This window comes from Acinetobacter sp. SCLZS86, assembly GCF_021560715.1.
GTDB lineage: Bacteria > Pseudomonadota > Gammaproteobacteria > Pseudomonadales > Moraxellaceae > Acinetobacter > Acinetobacter towneri_A.
In genome coordinates this window covers 627718-645637 of sequence record NZ_CP090864.1, presented here as the reverse complement: position 1 = coordinate 645637, position 17920 = coordinate 627718, and the positions used below count along the sequence as shown (strand labels likewise).

Annotated in this window: 16 protein-coding genes, 2 rRNA genes and 2 pseudogenes; 12 read left to right on the top strand and 8 right to left on the bottom strand. The window is 42.2% G+C overall.

Annotated elements, in window-relative coordinates; translation table 11 throughout:
• Positions 1-65: 65 nt before the first annotated feature.
• Entirely contained in the window at positions 66-1076 is a 1011-nt protein-coding gene (locus LZP46_RS02950) for a metallophosphoesterase (protein WP_236094629.1), read from the bottom strand.
• Between the two features lie 212 nt (positions 1077-1288).
• Between LZP46_RS02950 and LZP46_RS02945 the strand changes: the two genes are divergently transcribed.
• Entirely contained in the window at positions 1289-2863 is a 1575-nt protein-coding gene (locus LZP46_RS02945; RefSeq protein ID WP_236095163.1) for a phospholipase D family protein, read from the top strand.
• Positions 2864-2960: 97 nt separating this feature from the next.
• On the opposite strand, the gene LZP46_RS02940 is transcribed toward LZP46_RS02945, so the two are convergent.
• Positions 2961-3779, bottom strand: a complete 819-nt coding sequence (locus LZP46_RS02940; protein ID WP_034607371.1) for a lysophospholipid acyltransferase family protein — start codon at positions 3777-3779, stop codon at positions 2961-2963.
• A gap of 292 nt (positions 3780-4071) precedes the next feature.
• Between LZP46_RS02940 and hflX the strand changes: the two genes are divergently transcribed.
• The 6 genes and pseudogenes from hflX to LZP46_RS02910 all read left to right on the top strand — a co-directional run bounded on the left by hflX (position 4072) and on the right by LZP46_RS02910 (position 8222).
• Positions 4072-5412: a ribosome rescue GTPase HflX gene (gene hflX, locus LZP46_RS02935; protein ID WP_236094628.1), complete on the top strand. Its 1341-nt coding sequence runs from the start codon at positions 4072-4074 to the stop codon at positions 5410-5412.
• Between the two features lie 35 nt (positions 5413-5447).
• Complete coding sequence (locus LZP46_RS02930) at positions 5448-5819, top strand: hypothetical protein (RefSeq protein ID WP_236094627.1); 372 nt, start codon at positions 5448-5450, stop codon at positions 5817-5819.
• Between the two features lie 10 nt (positions 5820-5829).
• Positions 5830-6504, top strand: a complete 675-nt coding sequence (locus LZP46_RS02925; protein WP_236094626.1) for an LrgB family protein — start codon at positions 5830-5832, stop codon at positions 6502-6504.
• 88 nt (positions 6505-6592) lie between these two features.
• Entirely contained in the window at positions 6593-7039 is a 447-nt protein-coding gene (locus tag LZP46_RS02920) for a DUF2147 domain-containing protein (protein WP_236094625.1), read from the top strand.
• Positions 7040-7218: 179 nt separating this feature from the next.
• Positions 7219-7659: pseudogene (locus LZP46_RS02915) on the top strand (DUF2147 domain-containing protein); the annotation flags it as partial.
• A 110-nt stretch (positions 7660-7769) separates the two neighbouring features.
• A complete protein-coding gene (locus tag LZP46_RS02910; protein ID WP_180047302.1) occupies positions 7770-8222 on the top strand; it encodes a DUF2147 domain-containing protein in 453 nt (150 codons plus the stop codon).
• 84 nt (positions 8223-8306) lie between these two features.
• On the opposite strand, the gene LZP46_RS02905 is transcribed toward LZP46_RS02910, so the two are convergent.
• From LZP46_RS02905 to LZP46_RS02890, 4 genes are all read right to left on the bottom strand, one after another.
• Complete coding sequence (locus tag LZP46_RS02905) at positions 8307-9155, bottom strand: symmetrical bis(5'-nucleosyl)-tetraphosphatase (protein ID WP_236094624.1); 849 nt, start codon at positions 9153-9155, stop codon at positions 8307-8309.
• The gene (gene rsmA, locus LZP46_RS02900) at positions 9155-9967 is read right to left on the bottom strand and encodes a 16S rRNA (adenine(1518)-N(6)/adenine(1519)-N(6))-dimethyltransferase RsmA (protein WP_236094623.1); all 813 of its coding nucleotides are present in this window, start codon (positions 9965-9967) and stop codon (positions 9155-9157) included. The genes LZP46_RS02905 and rsmA overlap by 1 nt, the downstream gene beginning before the upstream one ends.
• A gap of 19 nt (positions 9968-9986) precedes the next feature.
• Positions 9987-10955: a 4-hydroxythreonine-4-phosphate dehydrogenase PdxA gene (gene pdxA / locus LZP46_RS02895; RefSeq protein WP_236094622.1), complete on the bottom strand. Its 969-nt coding sequence runs from the start codon at positions 10953-10955 to the stop codon at positions 9987-9989.
• A gap of 117 nt (positions 10956-11072) precedes the next feature.
• Positions 11073-11405 carry a hypothetical protein gene (locus tag LZP46_RS02890; RefSeq protein ID WP_236094621.1) on the bottom strand — a complete coding sequence of 111 codons (333 nt, stop codon included), beginning with the start codon at positions 11403-11405 and terminating at the stop codon, positions 11073-11075.
• A 266-nt stretch (positions 11406-11671) separates the two neighbouring features.
• Between LZP46_RS02890 and rplM the strand changes: the two genes are divergently transcribed.
• The 5 genes and pseudogenes from rplM (at position 11672) to LZP46_RS02865 (ending at position 14507) form a co-directional block, all read left to right on the top strand.
• Positions 11672-12100, top strand: a complete 429-nt coding sequence (gene rplM / locus LZP46_RS02885) for a 50S ribosomal protein L13 (protein WP_004909012.1) — start codon at positions 11672-11674, stop codon at positions 12098-12100.
• Positions 12101-12112: 12 nt separating this feature from the next.
• On the top strand, positions 12113-12499 hold the full coding sequence (rpsI, locus tag LZP46_RS02880; protein WP_004972483.1) for a 30S ribosomal protein S9: 387 nt from the start codon (positions 12113-12115) through the stop codon (positions 12497-12499).
• Positions 12500-12746: 247 nt separating this feature from the next.
• Positions 12747-13400, top strand: a complete 654-nt coding sequence (locus tag LZP46_RS02875) for a glutathione S-transferase N-terminal domain-containing protein (protein ID WP_236094620.1) — start codon at positions 12747-12749, stop codon at positions 13398-13400.
• 10 nt (positions 13401-13410) lie between these two features.
• Positions 13411-13839: a ClpXP protease specificity-enhancing factor gene (locus tag LZP46_RS02870; RefSeq protein ID WP_236094619.1), complete on the top strand. Its 429-nt coding sequence runs from the start codon at positions 13411-13413 to the stop codon at positions 13837-13839.
• A gap of 16 nt (positions 13840-13855) precedes the next feature.
• A pseudogene (locus tag LZP46_RS02865) lies at positions 13856-14507 on the top strand (hypothetical protein).
• A gap of 137 nt (positions 14508-14644) precedes the next feature.
• On the opposite strand, the gene rrf reads toward LZP46_RS02865, so the two are convergent.
• Together rrf and LZP46_RS02855 are read right to left on the bottom strand one after the other, a co-directional pair.
• Positions 14645-14759, bottom strand: a 5S ribosomal RNA gene (gene rrf, locus LZP46_RS02860).
• A 191-nt stretch (positions 14760-14950) separates the two neighbouring features.
• A 23S ribosomal RNA gene (locus LZP46_RS02855) occupies positions 14951-17844 on the bottom strand.
• Between the last annotated feature and the right edge of the window lie 76 nt (positions 17845-17920).

The window sequence follows — 17920 nt, the reverse complement described above, 5'->3', positions numbered from 1 at the left end:
CGTAAAAATTGCATCAAAAAAACCAGCCTCGGCTGGTTTTTTTCATGTAGGTAAGGTGCAGGCGCCTACAATAATTCAATAATATCAATCGTGGGTGGCACACCAAAACGAAAAGGAACACCCACCATTCCTGTGCCCACAGTCACAAACACATCGGCATGATCATGCCGATATAAACCTTTTTTATGCCCTAAAATGGATACTTTTTTCATCACATAATCGGTCAGCCATGGCAGTTCAACCTGCCCACCATGAGTATGTCCTGCCAACATCAACGGGCGTGTCGGCAATTTCGGCACCATATCAACTGTATCGGGGTTATGTGATAACAACACCCACGGCTTGTCCTGAGGTAAATCAGGCATATAACGCATATCGGTTTTACCAGCCCATAAATCGCCAATACCGAGTAAACGAAACTCATCAAACTCGACAATTCTGCCTTCAATATCAATCACGTTACTTTGTTCTAAAGCCGTTTTTAACAGCTCCTGAATGGGCGGGCCTGGATACTGTTCATCATGATTGCCATTTACCGAATACACAGGCGCACAAATTTCTTTTAAAACTGCCAATTCTTCGACCAATTTATTTTCAGGCTCATAAGTCCAGTCGCCTGCCACAACCACAATATCGGGATTTTGCAAATTGAGTTTCTTCACAATTTGCTTTAATTGACGCTCATGTCCAGAAAATAAACCAATATGTAAATCTGCAATTAACGCAATTTTAACGGGCTTCAATAAACGGCGATCTGGATGAATTTGATATTTGGTAGTTTTGACTTGAATCAAATGCGGCTCAATAAAACGTGCATAACTCAACACTGCGCTGACTAAAAATACAAAAATTGCTTCGTGGATGGAGTAATAGCCCTGAATACCCGCATAAACACTAAAAAAAACCAAAGGCGGCAACAGGTAAGACAAATAAAATGCCAGTAAATGCACAAAAGCCTTAAACGGGTGAATGGTTTCTGTATTGGCCTGACTGCGCCATGCTTGCGAAACCGCCCACAACGCCAAAATCGCCATACCAATATAGAAATACAACACGACTAAATCGTTATTCCACATATTTATTCTCTATTACTTCATACTTCTGCTATTCAATGCTGCGCTAATCCCAGATGTCCCATCTAGCCCACACACGTCATATATCTGTATTGTCGTATTTATCTTTTCATAGCTGACAATTATACTCAAACCCTATTTTTCACTTATTTGCTCCCCGTGCTAAAAAGGAATTTAATTTGGCAAACCGCAGCTCATCAGCCCCATTTCAAAATATTCGGCACAACCTCTTGTGGCTGAGTTGCGCCTTCGTTTTAACACTCTCAGGCTGTAGCACACTGCCCAAACAGATTGAACATCCGATCCAAATGGCGTTTGAAACTCCAACCGATCAAACCAGTTTGGCTAAAATCGTACTGCCGCTACGCGAAAAATATCCACAGCTTACAGGTTATCATGTCCTATATGATCCGCTCGAAGCGCTAGCTGCACGCATCTATCTGATTAATAAAGCAGAAAAATCTTTAGATTTACAATATTATATTTGGGATAACGATAAAATTGGCGCACTTGCACTTCATGCCATTATTCGCGCGGCAGATCGTGGCGTGAAAGTCCGCTTATTGGTCGATGATAACAATGCCAAAAAAATGGAAGGCATTTATCTCGCGCTCGATCAACACGTCAATATCGACATCAAACTATATAATCCGTATCGCTTTCGACATTATCGTGCCATGGACATGATTCTGGATTTGAAGCGTATTAATCGTCGCATGCACAACAAAAGCTTTATTGCCGACAACCAAATCTCTCTGATCGGTGGGCGCAATATGAGCAATCAATACTATAACGTCAGCGACAATTATCAGTTTTCTGATCTTGATGTGATGTTAGTCGGCTCAGCTTCGGATGAAATCATTCACTCTTTTGATGAATACTGGAATGATGACTATGCTTATTCAGTCAAGCAAGTGGTCAATCCACGACATTACACCTTGCGTTATGAAAGCTTAAAACAGCAATTAGAACAGCACGATCAAGAAGCCACTGTACAAAGTTATTTAGATTTGGTGACTCGTTCTAAAGCAATTGAACAGTGGATGACGCATAATATTAAGTTCGATTGGGTCAGTGCTGAAGTGGTCAAAGATGCGCCGAGTAAAATTAAAGACCGCGCCTCAAAAGAAGAACATCTCAACTTTCAATTGCTGACGCATTTAGAAAAACCAAGTAGTAGTGTCGATATTATTTCTGCTTATTTTGTCCCTGAACAATCAGGGGCAGAAAAACTAAAAAACTTAGCGAATGATGGCATTCAGGTACGCGTACTGACCAACTCCTTTAAAGCCAACGATGTCCCAGTAGTACATGCTTTTTATGCCAAATATCGAGAAGATTTATTGGCAAATAACGTGCAGCTATATGAGTTTTTGGCACGACCTGAAATGGAAAACCTAAATACACATACGCAAGAAATTTCCAAAAAAGCCAAAGTCAGTATGAAAGGTTTAAGCCGTTCTAGTTTACATGCCAAGCTCATGGCACTAGATGAAAAACAGGTGTTTATTGGTTCGTTTAATTTTGATCCGCGCTCGGCATATTTAAATACTGAAATTGGAGTAATTTTAAATAGTCCACCATTGGCTCGCGCAGTTCACCAGACCATGAATGTCAATTTGTCCAAATATGCTTATAAACTGGTTTTAGATGCGCAGCAAAACATTCAATGGCAGATGAAAAATCCACAAGGCGAAACTCAAATTCTAAAAAAAGAACCAGGGATGAAATGGTATCAGCGTGCGGCAATGAAAATTACCTCATGGCTGCCCATTGAAGGCTTTATGTAGCAATAAAATATTGAAGCTATTAGATGGTGACCATTATTCTTAAAACAATGTGATGCGCTTAGGCTATGTATAACATGAAGATGCGCCTAAGCATGTTTTATGATGTCAGCGTTTGTGGTTTTAATACCTGCCGATGCAATTCAGCCAAGCCTTCCGTCATGCGTTCCTGAACCACAGCAGTTAAAGATTCAATATCATGCCCTTCTACCGTAATTGCAGGTAAAGCCATTAAATGCGCCGTCACTTTCGGCATTTCCAAAACATCTTTCACATGATCAACAAAGGTCATGTCATTAATAAACGGGGCAACGGTATCTAACTCACCTTGCTGATTCACATAACAAATCAGACAAATTTGCACAGGTCGTTTGGCTTCAATCGCTGCCCCTAAAATACGACCATGCACTTTTTTAATTTTGCTTCCATCTGACGTGGTCGCTTCAGGAAAAAATAATACGGGAATATCTTGTTTTAGAAATTGCGTGATTTGTTCACGAATTTTGACCGAATCGCCAGAGCCACGCTTAATAAATAGTGTCCCACCGCCTTTGGCTAACTTACCCAATAACGGCCATTTTTCAATTTCAGCTTTGGCAAGAAAAAACACCCGCGCACTAGAACCCAATACTGCCACATCTAACCACGAAATATGATTACTGACCCATAGTGCAGGATCATGCGGAATTTCACCATGAATTTGTACTTCGATATTAAAAACTTTGCACAATTGACGGCAAAAATATTGTACATAACGCGTATTATTCGGGTTGTTGGTGTCTTTATACAATTGATGACGATAGACCAAATAAAACCCTTCACCAATCGCGCCAGCCGTTGCCAGAACTTTTTTGCTATACAAAGCAAGCTTTGCCAAACCATGAATTGGAGATGTGTGAGTTTCAACAGCTGGGTTCATAGGGTCATCACTAATTGTTAAACGCAAAACAACGTATAAAGGTTTATATTTTGCTCATTCTATACTGTTCAATCTGAACTTGCATAGATCAGAAAAACCCAAAACTGCATGCAGACATGCGACTTTTGGCAAAATCTAAATAGATAAATTCTATATTGGGGTCATCCTTATAATTGAGTTTACATACGTTGATATAGCATCAAATCAAGGTGCAGGAAAAATCCAGTCATCTAATTCCCTGCACAAACATTTTTTCTACTAGAATATAGCTTTAGCAAGGAGATTGCGCTGAGTGGAAAATTTTGTGCCACATCAAGATGGCGAGCGTGTTGTATTGGTCAGTGTCACTGTCCAAATTTTAGAAGACCTCGATGCCGGAGAATTTCAACTCTTGGCTGAATCTGCGGGTGCAGAAGTTTTACAACACGTCCACACTCAACGTAGCAAACCAGATGCCAAACTCTTCATTGGCTCAGGCAAAGCCGAAGAAATTGCTGCATTGGTCAAAGAACACGAAGCCAGTTTGGTCATTTTTGATCATGCGCTCAGTCCTGCGCAGGCACGTAATTTAGAAAAAGTGATGCAATGCCGCGTGGTGGATCGCACCGAACTTATTTTAGATATTTTTGCTCAACGCGCCCGCACTTACGAAGGTAAATTACAAGTCGAATTGGCACAATTACAGCACTTATCTTCACGTTTGGTGCGTAGTCGTAGCAACTTAGACAGTCAAAAAGGTGGTATTGGCTTACGTGGCCCTGGGGAAACCTTGCTAGAAACCGACCGACGCTTATTGCGTATTCGCATGGGACAACTCAAAACCAAACTTGATAAAGTTCGTCAAACGCGTGCGCAAGGTCGTGTGGCTCGACAAAAAGCCGCTATTCCTACCGTATCATTGGTCGGTTATACCAACGCAGGCAAATCGACTTTATTTAATATTCTGGCGCAAAGTCATGTGTATGCTGCAGACCAACTGTTCGCTACGCTTGACCCCACTTTGCGGCGTTTGGAATGGGATGGTATTGGACGTCTGGTATTGGCAGACACCGTCGGCTTTGTAAGAAACCTGTCCCACTCTTTGGTTGAATCATTTAAAGCAACCTTGGAAGAAACTTTAGAAGCCAGTTTATTGCTGCATGTGATTGATTCAAGCAGCCCTGATGTGTTGGAACAAATTGAAGCTGTCGAGGGTGTGCTGAAAGAAATTGGTGCAGATGTACCCATTTTGCGGGTTTACAATAAAATTGATGTTTCAGGCGAAACAGCCAAGATTATCTACGACAAACCACATCAACCCGACCGTGTCTATGTGTCGGCACATTCAGGGCAAGGTTTAGACTTGTTAAAGCAAGCCGTACATGAATGTTTAATGGGACAAATTCAAAAGTTTGATCTAAAATTACAACCTGCTTATGGCAAATTGCGCAATCAACTGTATACGCTCAATGTCATTCAAGCAGAACAGTACGATGATGAGGGTCAATTACATCTACAAGTCAGCATGGCACCCCATAAACTGGAACAACTGATTAAACAGGCGCATTTACCGATAGATGAAGTTTTAGGTGCGCAGGCAGAACAATTTAAACGTCTGCTTAAAGCATTTGAAATTGATGATCAAATCGGTTAAAACGTGATAAGTAAAATTTTAACGAAAGATCAAAAATGAGCAGGATAAAACATATCGATTGGCCAGCATGGATCGGCACACTCCTTTTGATTATTGTGTTTCGTGAAGCCTCTGTGTGGATCATGACCCAATTGAATCACCCAGAATTAGGCAATTTAGTCGGTTTGCTTAGTCTGCTAGCAGTATTATTTACATGGCGCAAACTCAGTAAAATTCCTGCTCGTCTGGTCGATACCAACAACAAGATTATGAAAGAAAGTGCCTTTGCCTTTTTACCCATTAGCGCAGGCTCATTAATTATGCTCACGCACATGGGCAAACAAATTCCAATCTTCTTGATTGTATTGTGCATCAGTACGCTAATACCGCTTTGGCTGTATGCCAAAATGGCAAAACGCTGGCTTTAGGAGATTAAAAATGCTGTCAATTCTATATGGTTTTTTAATCACTCTCGTTGCGTATTTATTGGCAAAACCTTGCAACCAAAAATTCCCGCAAATCCCCGTCATTGTCTTTGGCATGTGTTTTGTGTTGCTGCTGTTGTACTTTTTCGGAATTCCATACGAAACTTACGTCACACAAACTAACCCTTTGTTTAATCAATTGTTGGGTTATGTGACAGTTGCACTTGCTATTCCTTTAGCAGCAATGCGTTATGATGATTTACCCCTCAAAGCAATTTTAGGTATTTTGCTCTTTGCCAGTCTTAGTGCTGTGGCACTGCCGATGGGACTTGCTTATGCGCTACACATGTCCAGTGCCGATATTATGGCTTTTGCTACCCGTGCAGTGACCACGCCGATTGCGATTAATATCGCAACCTTATTAGAAGCACCGATTCAATTGGCAGTATTAATTGTAATTTTATCGGGTGTCGTGGGTGCTGCTTTGTCACCGCTTATTTTAAAACATATCAATGATGAACGTGCATCGGGCTTAGCACTTGGCTTAGCTGCACATGCCATCGGTACTGCCCAAGCGTGGCAACGAGGTAGTGTTGCAGGACGCTATGCTGCCTTTGGAATGGCAGTCAACGCGGTGTTTACAGCAGTTTGGCTGCCAACATTTATACTATATTTGCAAAAAATGTGACTGAGAAATCACTTATTTAGACTTGTCGAGTTTTAACTTTCTTTTTACTATGAAATATCCAGTTAGCCAAAAACAAGGAACATTGAACATGGTCAAGATGAAACTCACCGTTGCTTTAATCTGCTCAGCGTTAGGCAGTTTTGCGCTGGCCCAAGATATTACAGGAACTTGGAAAAACATTGACGATAAAACGGGTTCATCTAAAGCAATTTTAGAAATTCGTCAGGAAGCCAATGGTAGCTACACCGCTAAAATCGTCAAAGTAACGCCACGTCCGGGTTACACCCCTAAAGAAACCTGTGTCAACTGCCCTGCGCCTTATACCAACCAACCTATTTTAGGGATGGATGTACTCAAAGGCTTAAAACATACAGGTGGCATGAACTACTCTGGTGGAAAAATCATTGACCCACTAAGCGGCCATATTTACAGCACCAAAGCTAAATTAAGCAGCAACGGTAAGCGTTTGACCATGCGTGGTTATGTCGGTGTATCGGCCTTAGGACGCAGCCAAACTTGGATTAAAAGCGAATAATTAATCGATTTACTTTTCACATAAAATGCCACACGTTCGTGGCATTTTTTATTGGTTTTCCTGCATCTTAGTTGCAACTTTAAGATTAATTTTTTCTCAAATCGCTTGACTCCTTCCACAACTCGCTTTATACCTTGAATTAACCTCTGTGATCAATTTCGACAATCAAAGGAACTGATATGAAGAAAAATGTATTGATAGGTGCATTTGCAAGCTTCATCTTCAGTGGCAGTTTATTTGCTGCAGACTTAACTGGAACTTGGCAAAGTATTGATGATAAAACAGGCTCACCTAAAGCTTTAATTGAAATTACCAAAGCTGAAAATGGCACGTTTACAGGTAAAATTATTAAAGTCACACCACGTGCAGGCTATACCCCAAAAACCATGTGTGTGAATTGTCCTGCACCTTATACCAACAAACCACTTGTGGGTTTGGAAATTTTTAAAGGCTTACAACATGTGGAAAATAACAACTATGCCAATGGACGTATTTTAGATCCACTTACAGGCAAAATGTATAGCCTGAAAGGCCGTTTAGCGTCTAATAATAAACGTCTCACTTTACGTGGTTACGTCGGAATTTCAGCCATTGGTCGGACACAAACGTGGATTCGCCAACAAAATCTAACGCATAGTGTCGCATCGGTCATTTTTTCTAGATACTCAGGGCTTTGTTCAAGCCCTATTCACAGATTAGACTAGTGCAAAGACCGAGTAAGGGAAATAAAATGATTCAGAAATTGGCTTTAGGAATAGCCGTCATCTTCGGCAGTCTAAGCACTTTGGCGATGGCACAAGATTTAGCGGGCACTTGGCAACAAATTGATGATAAAACAGGTTCACCTAAAGCTGTCATCGAAATTCGTAAAGAAGCCAATCAAACCTATACGGGTAAAATTATTAAAGTAACTCCACGTCCAGGTTATACCCCACGTGAACTTTGTAATAAATGCCCTGCACCTTATACTGATCAACCTATTTTAGGAATGGATATTTTAAAAGGCTTAAAACAAGTCAAAGATAGCAACAATTACGAAAAAGGACGCGTGATTGATCCATTGGCAGGTCGTATTTACGATGCAAAAATCCGCCTCAACTCGACAGGTAAGCGTTTGACTTTACGTGCTTACATGGGTGTATCTACACTAGGTCGCAGCCAAACTTGGATTCGAATTCAATAAAATTCAAGATAAAAAATAGCCACTTTAATAGGTGGCTGTTTTCATTTCAACATCTCATTTTTAAATTATAAAGATAAAGTATTGTTACCATTCTTCCAGCGGATTATCCACTGCAAACAATTGCTGATCTTCCAAACGATACGCCATGAGCTGATTACCCCACACACAACCGCCATCCACATTTTGAATATTGTCGGCTACCGTTTGCCCTTGCAACGCCGCCCAATGACCAAATACGATTTGATGTGTTTGCGCAGCTAAAGATGGATATTCAAACCAGGGTTTAAAGCCTTCTGGCATCGGGTCATCTAAGGCATCTTTAAAGCTGAATTCCAAGCCACCCTGCAAATTGGCTAAACGCATACGAGTCAAATAATTAGTAATACAACGTAAACGCGCATGTCTCGTTAAATCATCCGACCAAACTGCAGGTTCTGCCCCATACATTTCCTTTAAAAATGCATCCACCACAGCAAAGTCCTCATGCCCAATCACTGCTTCAACTTCTTTAGCATAGGCTGCTGTTTGTGCAGCATTCCAAATATGTGGAATGCCTGCATGAGTCAAAATGGTGTTTTCATTGGGAAAAAGACACAAAGGTTGTTTACGTAACCAGTCAATCAAATCATCACTATCAATTGCATCAATCACATCACGAGTATTGTCTTGCGCTTTGATTTTCTTTAAGCCACGTGCGCCTGCCAACAGCGTTAAATCGTGATTGCCTAACACTGTTGCTGCAACGCCACGATCCACAAGTTTTTTAATAAAGCGCAAAGCACCTACCGAGTTTTCACCACGCGCAACCAAGTCGCCAGCAAACCAGATAAAATCTTGATCGGGATCGAACTGTATTTCTTTTAATAAAAGCTTTAAGGCTTCAAAGCAGCCCTGCACATCACCAATGACATAGTTGTATCGAATTGCTGTCATTAATTCACCATCTGATCTGCCAATGCGACAAATGCACTCAAACTTAAAGTTTCAGGACGTGCCATTGGGTCTACCCCTGCTCGCTCAAATGCATCTTCAGCTAACATGCCTTTTAAACTATTGCGTAATGTTTTACGACGTTGGGTAAATACATGCGACACCAAACGTGCCAATGCTTTTTCATCTTTGGCAATAATCGGTTTAGTCACATATGGTTCTAAACGGAATACCGCAGAAGTGACTTTAGGCGGTGGATTAAATGCGCCAGGCGGCACTTCAAACAAAAATGTTGGCTTACAGTAATACTGCATCATCACCGATAAACGCCCATATTCTTTGGTATTCGGTTCAGCTGTGATACGATCTACCACTTCTTTTTGAAGCATAAAGTGCATGTCTTTGACTTTGTCGCCAAACTCTAAGAGATGAAACAAAAGCGGCGTCGAAATGTTATACGGCAAGTTTCCAACTACACGTAGCGGACGCCCTTCCTGAAATAACTCAGTAAAGTCATATTTCAGCGCATCACTTTCCACAATGGTTAAACGCTCAGGATGTGGCACACGTCCTGGTAAGCCAGCAGCCAAATCACGGTCTAATTCCACCACCGTCAAAGCATCACACTCACCAATTAAAGGCGATGTCAATGCTGCTAAACCTGGTCCAATCTCGACAATATTATCGCCTGGACGCGGGTTCACTGAGCGTACAATTTTGGCAATCACACCTTGATCATGTAAAAAGTTTTGACCAAAGCGTTTACGAGCCTGATGCCCTTCTTCTTTTGGGTTTAGGGCATTAATTTGATACATAAAGATTTCCAAGCTGAAATTATGAACGTGCTAAATCTAGCGCTAAATCGACAGCAACATGCAAGCTAGAACTTTTCGCAAGTCCCGTACCTGCGAGGGAGAGCGCTGTGCCGTGATCGACTGATGTACGAATAAACGGTAAGCCTAAAGTAATGTTAATTGCTTCACCAAAGCCCTGTGATTTTAACACAGGTAAACCCTGATCGTGATACATCGCTAAAACTGCATCAGCATCTTTTAAATTTTCTGAGGTAAATAAAGTATCTGCAGGCAAACTTAAACTAATATTTTCACCACGATTACGGTAATTTTGCAGCACAGGATTAATCACCTCAATTTCTTCCATGCCTAAATAACCATCTTCGCCCGCATGTGGGTTCAAACCACAGACCAACACTTTAGGATACTCAATTTTAAATTTGCTTTTGAGATCGTGCAGCAAAATATCAATCACTTGCTGCAAACGTGTTTTGGTAATGGCATCTGCTACGGAACGTAAAGGTAAATGCGTGGTTACGAGGGCAACACGTAGCGATTTAGTGGCTAACATCATCACCACACGTTCTACACCTGCAAACTCCTGATAATATTCAGTATGCCCGCTAAAAGAAATACCTGCTTCATTAATAATAGATTTTTGCACGGGTGCAGTCGCAACACCGACACTCTTACCTGTCATTGCATAAGAAGCCGAACGACGTAATTGCTCCAACACATAAGCTGCATTTTGTGTATTTAAATGACCAAGTTGTACCTCTGCGGCCAAGGGCACATGTTCAACATACAACTGCCCCACTGCAGCTGCGTGCTGCTGACCTGAATATTTAATCAATTCAACTTTTTGTTTTAGAATTTCAGCACGTTGTTCTAATAATTGATGATCAGCCAATACCACAATTGGACGTTCATCCACTCGATCTGCCAAACTTAGGCAAATATCAGGTCCAATACCTGCAGGTTCACCACTGGTGACATATAAAGGTCGCATAAATGCTCAATCAAGATTTATCAAAGGATGATGAAAGTATAGCGTCAACTTAGTTGATTGTTTTATTTTCAGTCTTAGATAAATCGAGTCTGCAAAATCCCTTGCACATGCGCCCATTCAGAAATAGCGGTAACAGCAACACCCAATAACAGCCCCATCATCAATATTTTGTGATTTTTTCAGCACCTCCCGATATTGGGTGTCTGCTAAACACAGCAAAATGATTCCACCAACGCCATACAATAAAAATGGGAAAAGTGCTAAATGGAAAAAAATTGAATACAGCAATAAGATGCTAAACTCATCCACACCATATACAGCACCCAATACTACAAAAGCCAGCATATAGACACTGAGCAATGTAATAAAACATCCAGCAATAAATTTAATAAATTTTGAAGTAGGTAGATCAGACTGCTGCTGTATTTCTGATTGCAAATCTTGCGACATCCTATCCCCCCTTTTGTTTCAATATTGTCTGCTAAAAACTTTACTTATAACCCTATAAAGGCGATTTAAAACAGCATAAATCTAGGCTTTTAATGTTGAATGTTACAAATTTATTCAACTTTTCTTTTGTATTTAAGCTCGCTAAAATATAGCGCTTAAAATGTGACTTTTCCATTGTAGTTCTAGTTAATTTCAGGTAGAATTCGGACTCCTTTTTGTTTGGACAGCTTCCATAGTCCAAACCAACTATAATAGGTAGTGGTTTAATGAAAACTCTCAGCGCTAAGCCAGCTGAAGTTCAACACGACTGGTACGTTGTTGATGCTTCTGGCAAAACTCTAGGTCGCCTTGCGACAGAAATCGCACGCCGTTTACGCGGTAAGCACAAGACTTCTTATACTCCTCACGTTGACACTGGCGACTACATCGTTGTCATCAATGCTGAGCAAGTTCAAGTGACAGGTAACAAATCACTTGACAAGAAATACTATCGCCACACTGGTTTCCCTGGTGGTATCCGTGAAACTAATTTCGAGAAATTAGTTGCTCACAAACCAGAAGAAATCTTCCAACGTGCTGTAAAAGGCATGTTGCCAAAAGGTCCTCTTGGTTATGCTATGATCAAGAAAATGAAAGTGTACGCTGGTGCTGAGCATCCTCACACAGCTCAACAGCCACAAGTTTTGGACATCTAAGGGATACAGCACATGGCTACTAATTATGGTACAGGTCGCCGTAAGACCGCAACTGCACGTGTTTTCTTATCAGCTGGTACAGGTAAACTCGTAATTAACAACCGTACGCTTGAGCAATATTTCGGTCGTGAAACTGCTCGTATGATCGTACGTCAACCATTAGAGCTTCTTGAAGCTACTGAAAAATATGACCTTTACATCACTGTTGCTGGTGGTGGTATTGGTGGTCAAGCTGGTGCAATCCGTCACGGTATTACTCGTGCATTGATCGCATCTGACGACACTTTAAAACCTGCTCTTCGTCAAGCTGGTTTCGTTACTCGTGACGCTCGTGAAGTTGAACGTAAGAAACTTGGTTTACGTAAAGCTCGTAAACGTCCACAATTCTCTAAACGTTAATTCGTTTACCGAATCGGACACAAAAAGCCTTGGATTTTCCAAGGCTTTTTTTATGCAGATCAACCAACTGAGCATTCTAAACCACATAGACAATCCGGATTCACATACACCAAAAATCAAAATTAAATACAGTCCAAAAATTGAAAACCAATCAACAAATATCTCATACACTTTTATCAGCTTTGCTGGGTGATTTTAATGGCTAAGTTTAGTATCCTATTCTATTCATTTGGTTTTATTTCGGATTATGTCAGTCGAGAACGCACCCTTACAAGGCATTACCCTCTATAGTCATGCGGACGACTTTCGCTCACATTGGATTCGTTACGTTCTTGCCGAAAAACAAATCAAATATCAACTGATTTTGGTCGATTATGAAGATGAAGACCTCGCAAGTTTAAATCCGTATAATCAACTTCCAATGCTGCTAGAAAACGATTTAAAACTCTTTAATACTGCGATTATTTCCGAATATCTGGATGATCGTTATCGACAAAACAAACTCTATGCCGATGCACCTATGCCACGTGCAGAACAACGTCAATATATTTGGCGCTTTGAGCAAGACTGGTTCAAACTTGCCGATCAGATGCTACGTCATCCTGACAGCTTAGATCACACAGCACAGCGCACTGCACAACAAAAATTACGTGATACACTCATTTCACTGACACCATTATTTCAGCATTATCCTTATTTCATGTCGGAAAATTTCAGCATTTTAGACTGCATGCTGGCACCATTATTTATACGACTAAAAGCCTTGGGTATAGAACTACCCAAACAACACTGTCGTCCGATTTTCCTGTATTGTCAGCGGGTTTTTTCACGTCCTGCATTCAGTCAAGCAATGACTTTACAAGAAAAAAATCACTATCAAGAATTTTTAATTCAAACCTAAAGAGCATATTATGTCTGAATCTGAAATCAATTTAACTCCAACTCGCCCTTATTTAGCCCGCGCAATTTATGAATGGATTTGTGATAACCAACTCACACCACATTTATTGGTCGATGCCACACAGCCGAATACGCTTGTTCCTGAACAATTTATTCAAGATGGTCAAATTGTCCTAAATATCGTTCCACATGCAGTACATGCCTTACACATGAGCAATGAAGCAATTACCTTCTCTGCACGCTTTGGTGGTGTGTCACGCGACTTATATGTACCCATGAATGCCGTATTGGGTATTTATGCAAGAGAGAATGGACAAGGCTTATTCTTTGATCCAAGTGAGTATCAACATATCCAAAATGATCAAGATGCTTTAGAATCAAAGACTGAAGAAAAAACCGAACAAAGTAAGAAAAAACCAAGCCTTAGATTATTAGATTAAAACAATGGAGTAGTGGATGGCTTTTGATTTAGTACAATATTTTGCAGCGCAGATTAAACTTCAGAAGCCATCGCTTTTGAAACAATATAATGCTGTTGATCGCGAACAATATATTCAAGAAATCAATGCACTGAGCTTAGGAAAACTGATCAGTTTGTGGCGAGAAGACAACCAAAAACTGTATCAAGAAATTGATCATCAAGATGAATTATATATTCAGGAAATTGCACGTCGACTTACCACATCTCAACACAATCAGTCGACCTCTCTCCAAAACTGAGCTTGAACAGAATATTAGTGAAGTTTTAGCCTTACAGCTTACTGAACTCAATCAATTAGATCAAACCGGTAATTTTGGTAATAAAGGTTTAGGGGAATTATTACTGGGTCAAATTGAACACTTATCTGGTCAGGCTGATGATTGGGTTTGGTCAACAAACGATCTAATAGAGTTAAAAGGTTCTAAACCAATTCCTCAAGAAGAGCTATCATTAGAGGCATCAATGAAGGAGTTTAATCAAATGGTTCAACAACATACCCACGATGATCATCAAAATATTGAGCCTGTACAAGCAATTGTACCAACCTGGTCCAAAGTGCTAGAACCTATCATTGCGATTTCGATTTTGGCAATTTTATGGTGCTCCGTTACACAATTATTCGCTTAAATAAATCTTCTCTCTAAGCCCTAATAAAACCATCATCATCTGATGGTTTTATTTTGCCTTCACTTTTTATAGTTTTTAATATTTTCTTTCCCACATAAAAAACACCCTCAACATTAGTTGAGGGTGTTTGAATAATGAGCTGGCGATGACTTACTCTCACATGGGTAATCCCACACTACCATCAGCGCGAAGAGGTTTCACTTCTGAGTTCGGGAAGGGATCAGGTGGTTCACTCTTGCTATGGTCGCCAGCACAACTGTTTACGGAGACTTGCATTGGTCTTACTCACGACTGTGATGCACTGCGTTTTCCGAATCTGTAACAGATTGGGCTGTATTGGGTCTGAATTTTATTGTTTAGCGTTAACTAAATCAAGATCAGTCTGAATTGACTGATTGGATTTGAATCGATTGAGCATACAACGCCAACTGTTTGGGTGTTGTATAGTCAAGCCTCACGAGCAATTAGTATTGGTCAGCTTCACATATCGCTATGCTTCCACATCCAACCTATCAACGTCGTAGTCTTCAACGGCTCTTTAGGAGGCATAAAGCCTCGGGGAAATCTTATCTTGAGGTAGGCTTCCCGCTTAGATGCTTTCAGCGGTTATCCCTTCCGAACATAGCTACCCGGCGATGCGACTGGCGTCACAACCGGTACACCAGAGGTTCGTCCACTCTGGTCCTCTCGTACTAGGAGCAGATCCTCTCAAATTTCCAGCGCCCACGGTAGATAGGGACCGAACTGTCTCACGACGTTCTAAACCCAGCTCGCGTACCTCTTTAAATGGCGAACAGCCATACCCTTGGGACCTGCTTCAGCCCCAGGATGAGATGAGCCGACATCGAGGTGCCAAACACCGCCGTCGATATGAACTCTTGGGCGGTATCAGCCTGTTATCCCCAGAGTACCTTTTATCCGTTGAGCGATGGCCCTTCCATACAGAACCACCGGATCACTAAGACCTACTTTCGTACCTGCTCGACTTGTGGGTCTCGCAGTTAAGCGCGCTTTTGCCTTTATACTCTACGCGTGATTTCCGACCACGCTGAGCGCACCTTCGTACTCCTCCGTTACTCTTTAGGAGGAGACCGCCCCAGTCAAACTACCCACCAGACATGGTCCTCGTCCCGGATAACGGGACAGAGTTAGAACCTCAACATTACCAGGGTGGTATTTCAAGGACGGCTCCACTCGGACTAGCGTCCAAGTTTCAAAGCCTCCCACCTATCCTACACAAGTAAGGTCAAAGTTCAATGTCAAGCTGCAGTAAAGGTTCACGGGGTCTTTCCGTCTAGCCGCGGGTACACCGCATCTTCACGGCGAATTCGATTTCACTGAGCCTCTGCTGGAGACAGCGCCGCCATCATTATGCCATTCGTGCAGGTCGGAACTTACCCGACAAGGAATTTCGCTACCTTAGGACCGTTATAGTTACGGCCGCCGTTTACTGGGGCTTCGATCAAGAGCTTCGCTTACGCTAACCCCATCAATTAACCTTCCAGCACCGGGCAGGCATCACACCCTATACGTCCACTTTCGTGTTTGCAGAGTGCTATGTTTTTAATAAACAGTTGCAGCGGCCTGGTTTCTGAGGCTGTCGACAGCTCAAGGAGCAAGTCCTATCACCATCAACAGCGTACCTTCTCCCGAAGTTACGGTACCATTTTGCCTAGTTCCTTCAGCAGAGTTCTCTCAAGCGCTTTGGTCTACTCGACCTGACCACCTGTGTCGGTTTCGGGTACGATTCCAGTGTAACTGAAGCTTAGAGACTTTTCCTGGAAGCAGGGTATCAGCCACTTCACTGTACAAGTACAGCTTGCTATCAGATCTCAGCATAGAGCACCCCGGATTTGCCTAAGATGCATGCCTACTTCCTTTCACCTGGACAACCAACGCCAGGCTGACTTAACCTTCTCCGTCCTCTCATCGCATTACACTGAAGTATTGGAATATTAACCAATTTCCCATCGACTACGCCTCTCGGCCTCGCCTTAGGGGTCGACTCACCCAGCCCCGATTAACGTTGGACTGGAACCCTTGGTCTTTCAGCGAACGGGTTTTTCACCCGTTTTGTCGTTACTCACGTCAGCATTCGCACTTCTGATACCTCCAGCAGACTTCTCAATCCACCTTCTTCGGCTTACAGAACGCTCCCCTACCACGCATAATAAATTATGCATCCGCAGCTTCGGCACATAGTTTTAGCCCCGTTACATCTTCCGCGCAGGCCGACTCGACTAGTGAGCTATTACGCTTTCTTTAAAGGGTGGCTGCTTCTAAGCCAACCTCCTAGCTGTCTATGCCTTCCCACATCGTTTCCCACTTAACTATGATTTTGGGGCCTTAGCTGGCGGTCTGGATTGTTTTCCTCTTGACTACGGACGTTAGCACCCGCAGTCTGTCTCCCGGATAGTACTCATTGGTATTCGGAGTTTGCATCGGTTTGGTAAGTCGGGATGACCCCCTAGCCGAAACAGTGCTCTACCCCCAATGGTATTCGTCCGAGGCGCTACCTAAATAGCTTTCGGGGAGAACCAGCTATCACCGAGTTTGATTAGCCTTTCACCCCTATCCACAAGTCATCCCCTGGCTTTTCAACGACAGTGGGTTCGGTCCTCCAGTTAGTGTTACCCAACCTTCAACCTGCTCATGGATAGATCACCCGGTTTCGGGTCTATACCCAGCAACTAGACGCCCTATTAAGACTCGATTTCTCTACGGCTCCCCTATTCGGTTAACCTCGCTACTGAATATAAGTCGCTGACCCATTATACAAAAGGTACGCAGTCACCAAACAAGTTGGCTCCCACTGCTTGTATGCATGCGGTTTCAGGATCTATTTCACTCCCCTCACAGGGGTTCTTTTCGCCTTTCCCTCACGGTACTGGTTCACTATCGGTCAGTCAGGAGTATTTAGCCTTGGAGGATGGTCCCCCCATATTCAGACAAGGTTTCACGTGCCTCGCCCTACTCGTCATCATTATGTGTGCCTTTTCGTGTACAGGACTATCACCCACTATGGTTGCACTTCCCAGAGCATTCCACTAAAACACACATAACTTAATGGGCTTTTCCCCTTTCGCTCGCCGCTACTGAGGGAATCTCAATTGATTTCTTTTCCTACGGGTACTGAGATGTTTCACTTCCCCGCGTTCGCTTCGTATGACTATGTATTCATCATACGATACCTACCTTAAGGTAGGTGGGTTTCCCCATTCAGAAATCTCCGGATCAAAGGATATTTGCCGCCTCCCCGGAGCTTTTCGCAGGCTATCACGTCTTTCTTCGCCTCTGACTGCCAAGGCATCCACCACATGCACTTAATTACTTGACTATACAACCCCAAACAGTCGTTAATCCCTACAAGTAGGATTAAGACAATTAAATAAATAATCAATGATTTATTTAAT

What these genes read in the sequence shown, in the direction of transcription:
- LZP46_RS02890 (WP_236094621.1), bottom strand. Translation starts at nt 11,405, where the DNA reads ATGTCGCAAGATTTGCAATCAGAAATACAGCAGCAGTCTGATCTACCT.
- LZP46_RS02875 (WP_236094620.1), top strand. Translation starts at nt 12,747, where the DNA reads ATGTCAGTCGAGAACGCACCCTTACAAGGCATTACCCTCTATAGTCAT.
- LZP46_RS02940 (WP_034607371.1), bottom strand. Translation starts at nt 3,779, where the DNA reads ATGAACCCAGCTGTTGAAACTCACACATCTCCAATTCATGGTTTGGCA.
- rplM (WP_004909012.1), top strand. Translation starts at nt 11,672, where the DNA reads ATGAAAACTCTCAGCGCTAAGCCAGCTGAAGTTCAACACGACTGGTAC.
- LZP46_RS02910 (WP_180047302.1), top strand. Translation starts at nt 7,770, where the DNA reads ATGATTCAGAAATTGGCTTTAGGAATAGCCGTCATCTTCGGCAGTCTA.
- pdxA (WP_236094622.1), bottom strand. Translation starts at nt 10,955, where the DNA reads ATGCGACCTTTATATGTCACCAGTGGTGAACCTGCAGGTATTGGACCT.
- LZP46_RS02870 (WP_236094619.1), top strand. Translation starts at nt 13,411, where the DNA reads ATGTCTGAATCTGAAATCAATTTAACTCCAACTCGCCCTTATTTAGCC.
- LZP46_RS02920 (WP_236094625.1), top strand. Translation starts at nt 6,593, where the DNA reads ATGGTCAAGATGAAACTCACCGTTGCTTTAATCTGCTCAGCGTTAGGC.
- LZP46_RS02905 (WP_236094624.1), bottom strand. Translation starts at nt 9,155, where the DNA reads ATGACAGCAATTCGATACAACTATGTCATTGGTGATGTGCAGGGCTGC.
- LZP46_RS02925 (WP_236094626.1), top strand. Translation starts at nt 5,830, where the DNA reads ATGCTGTCAATTCTATATGGTTTTTTAATCACTCTCGTTGCGTATTTA.
- rpsI (WP_004972483.1), top strand. Translation starts at nt 12,113, where the DNA reads ATGGCTACTAATTATGGTACAGGTCGCCGTAAGACCGCAACTGCACGT.
- rsmA (WP_236094623.1), bottom strand. Translation starts at nt 9,967, where the DNA reads ATGTATCAAATTAATGCCCTAAACCCAAAAGAAGAAGGGCATCAGGCT.
- LZP46_RS02930 (WP_236094627.1), top strand. Translation starts at nt 5,448, where the DNA reads ATGAGCAGGATAAAACATATCGATTGGCCAGCATGGATCGGCACACTC.
- LZP46_RS02950 (WP_236094629.1), bottom strand. Translation starts at nt 1,076, where the DNA reads ATGTGGAATAACGATTTAGTCGTGTTGTATTTCTATATTGGTATGGCG.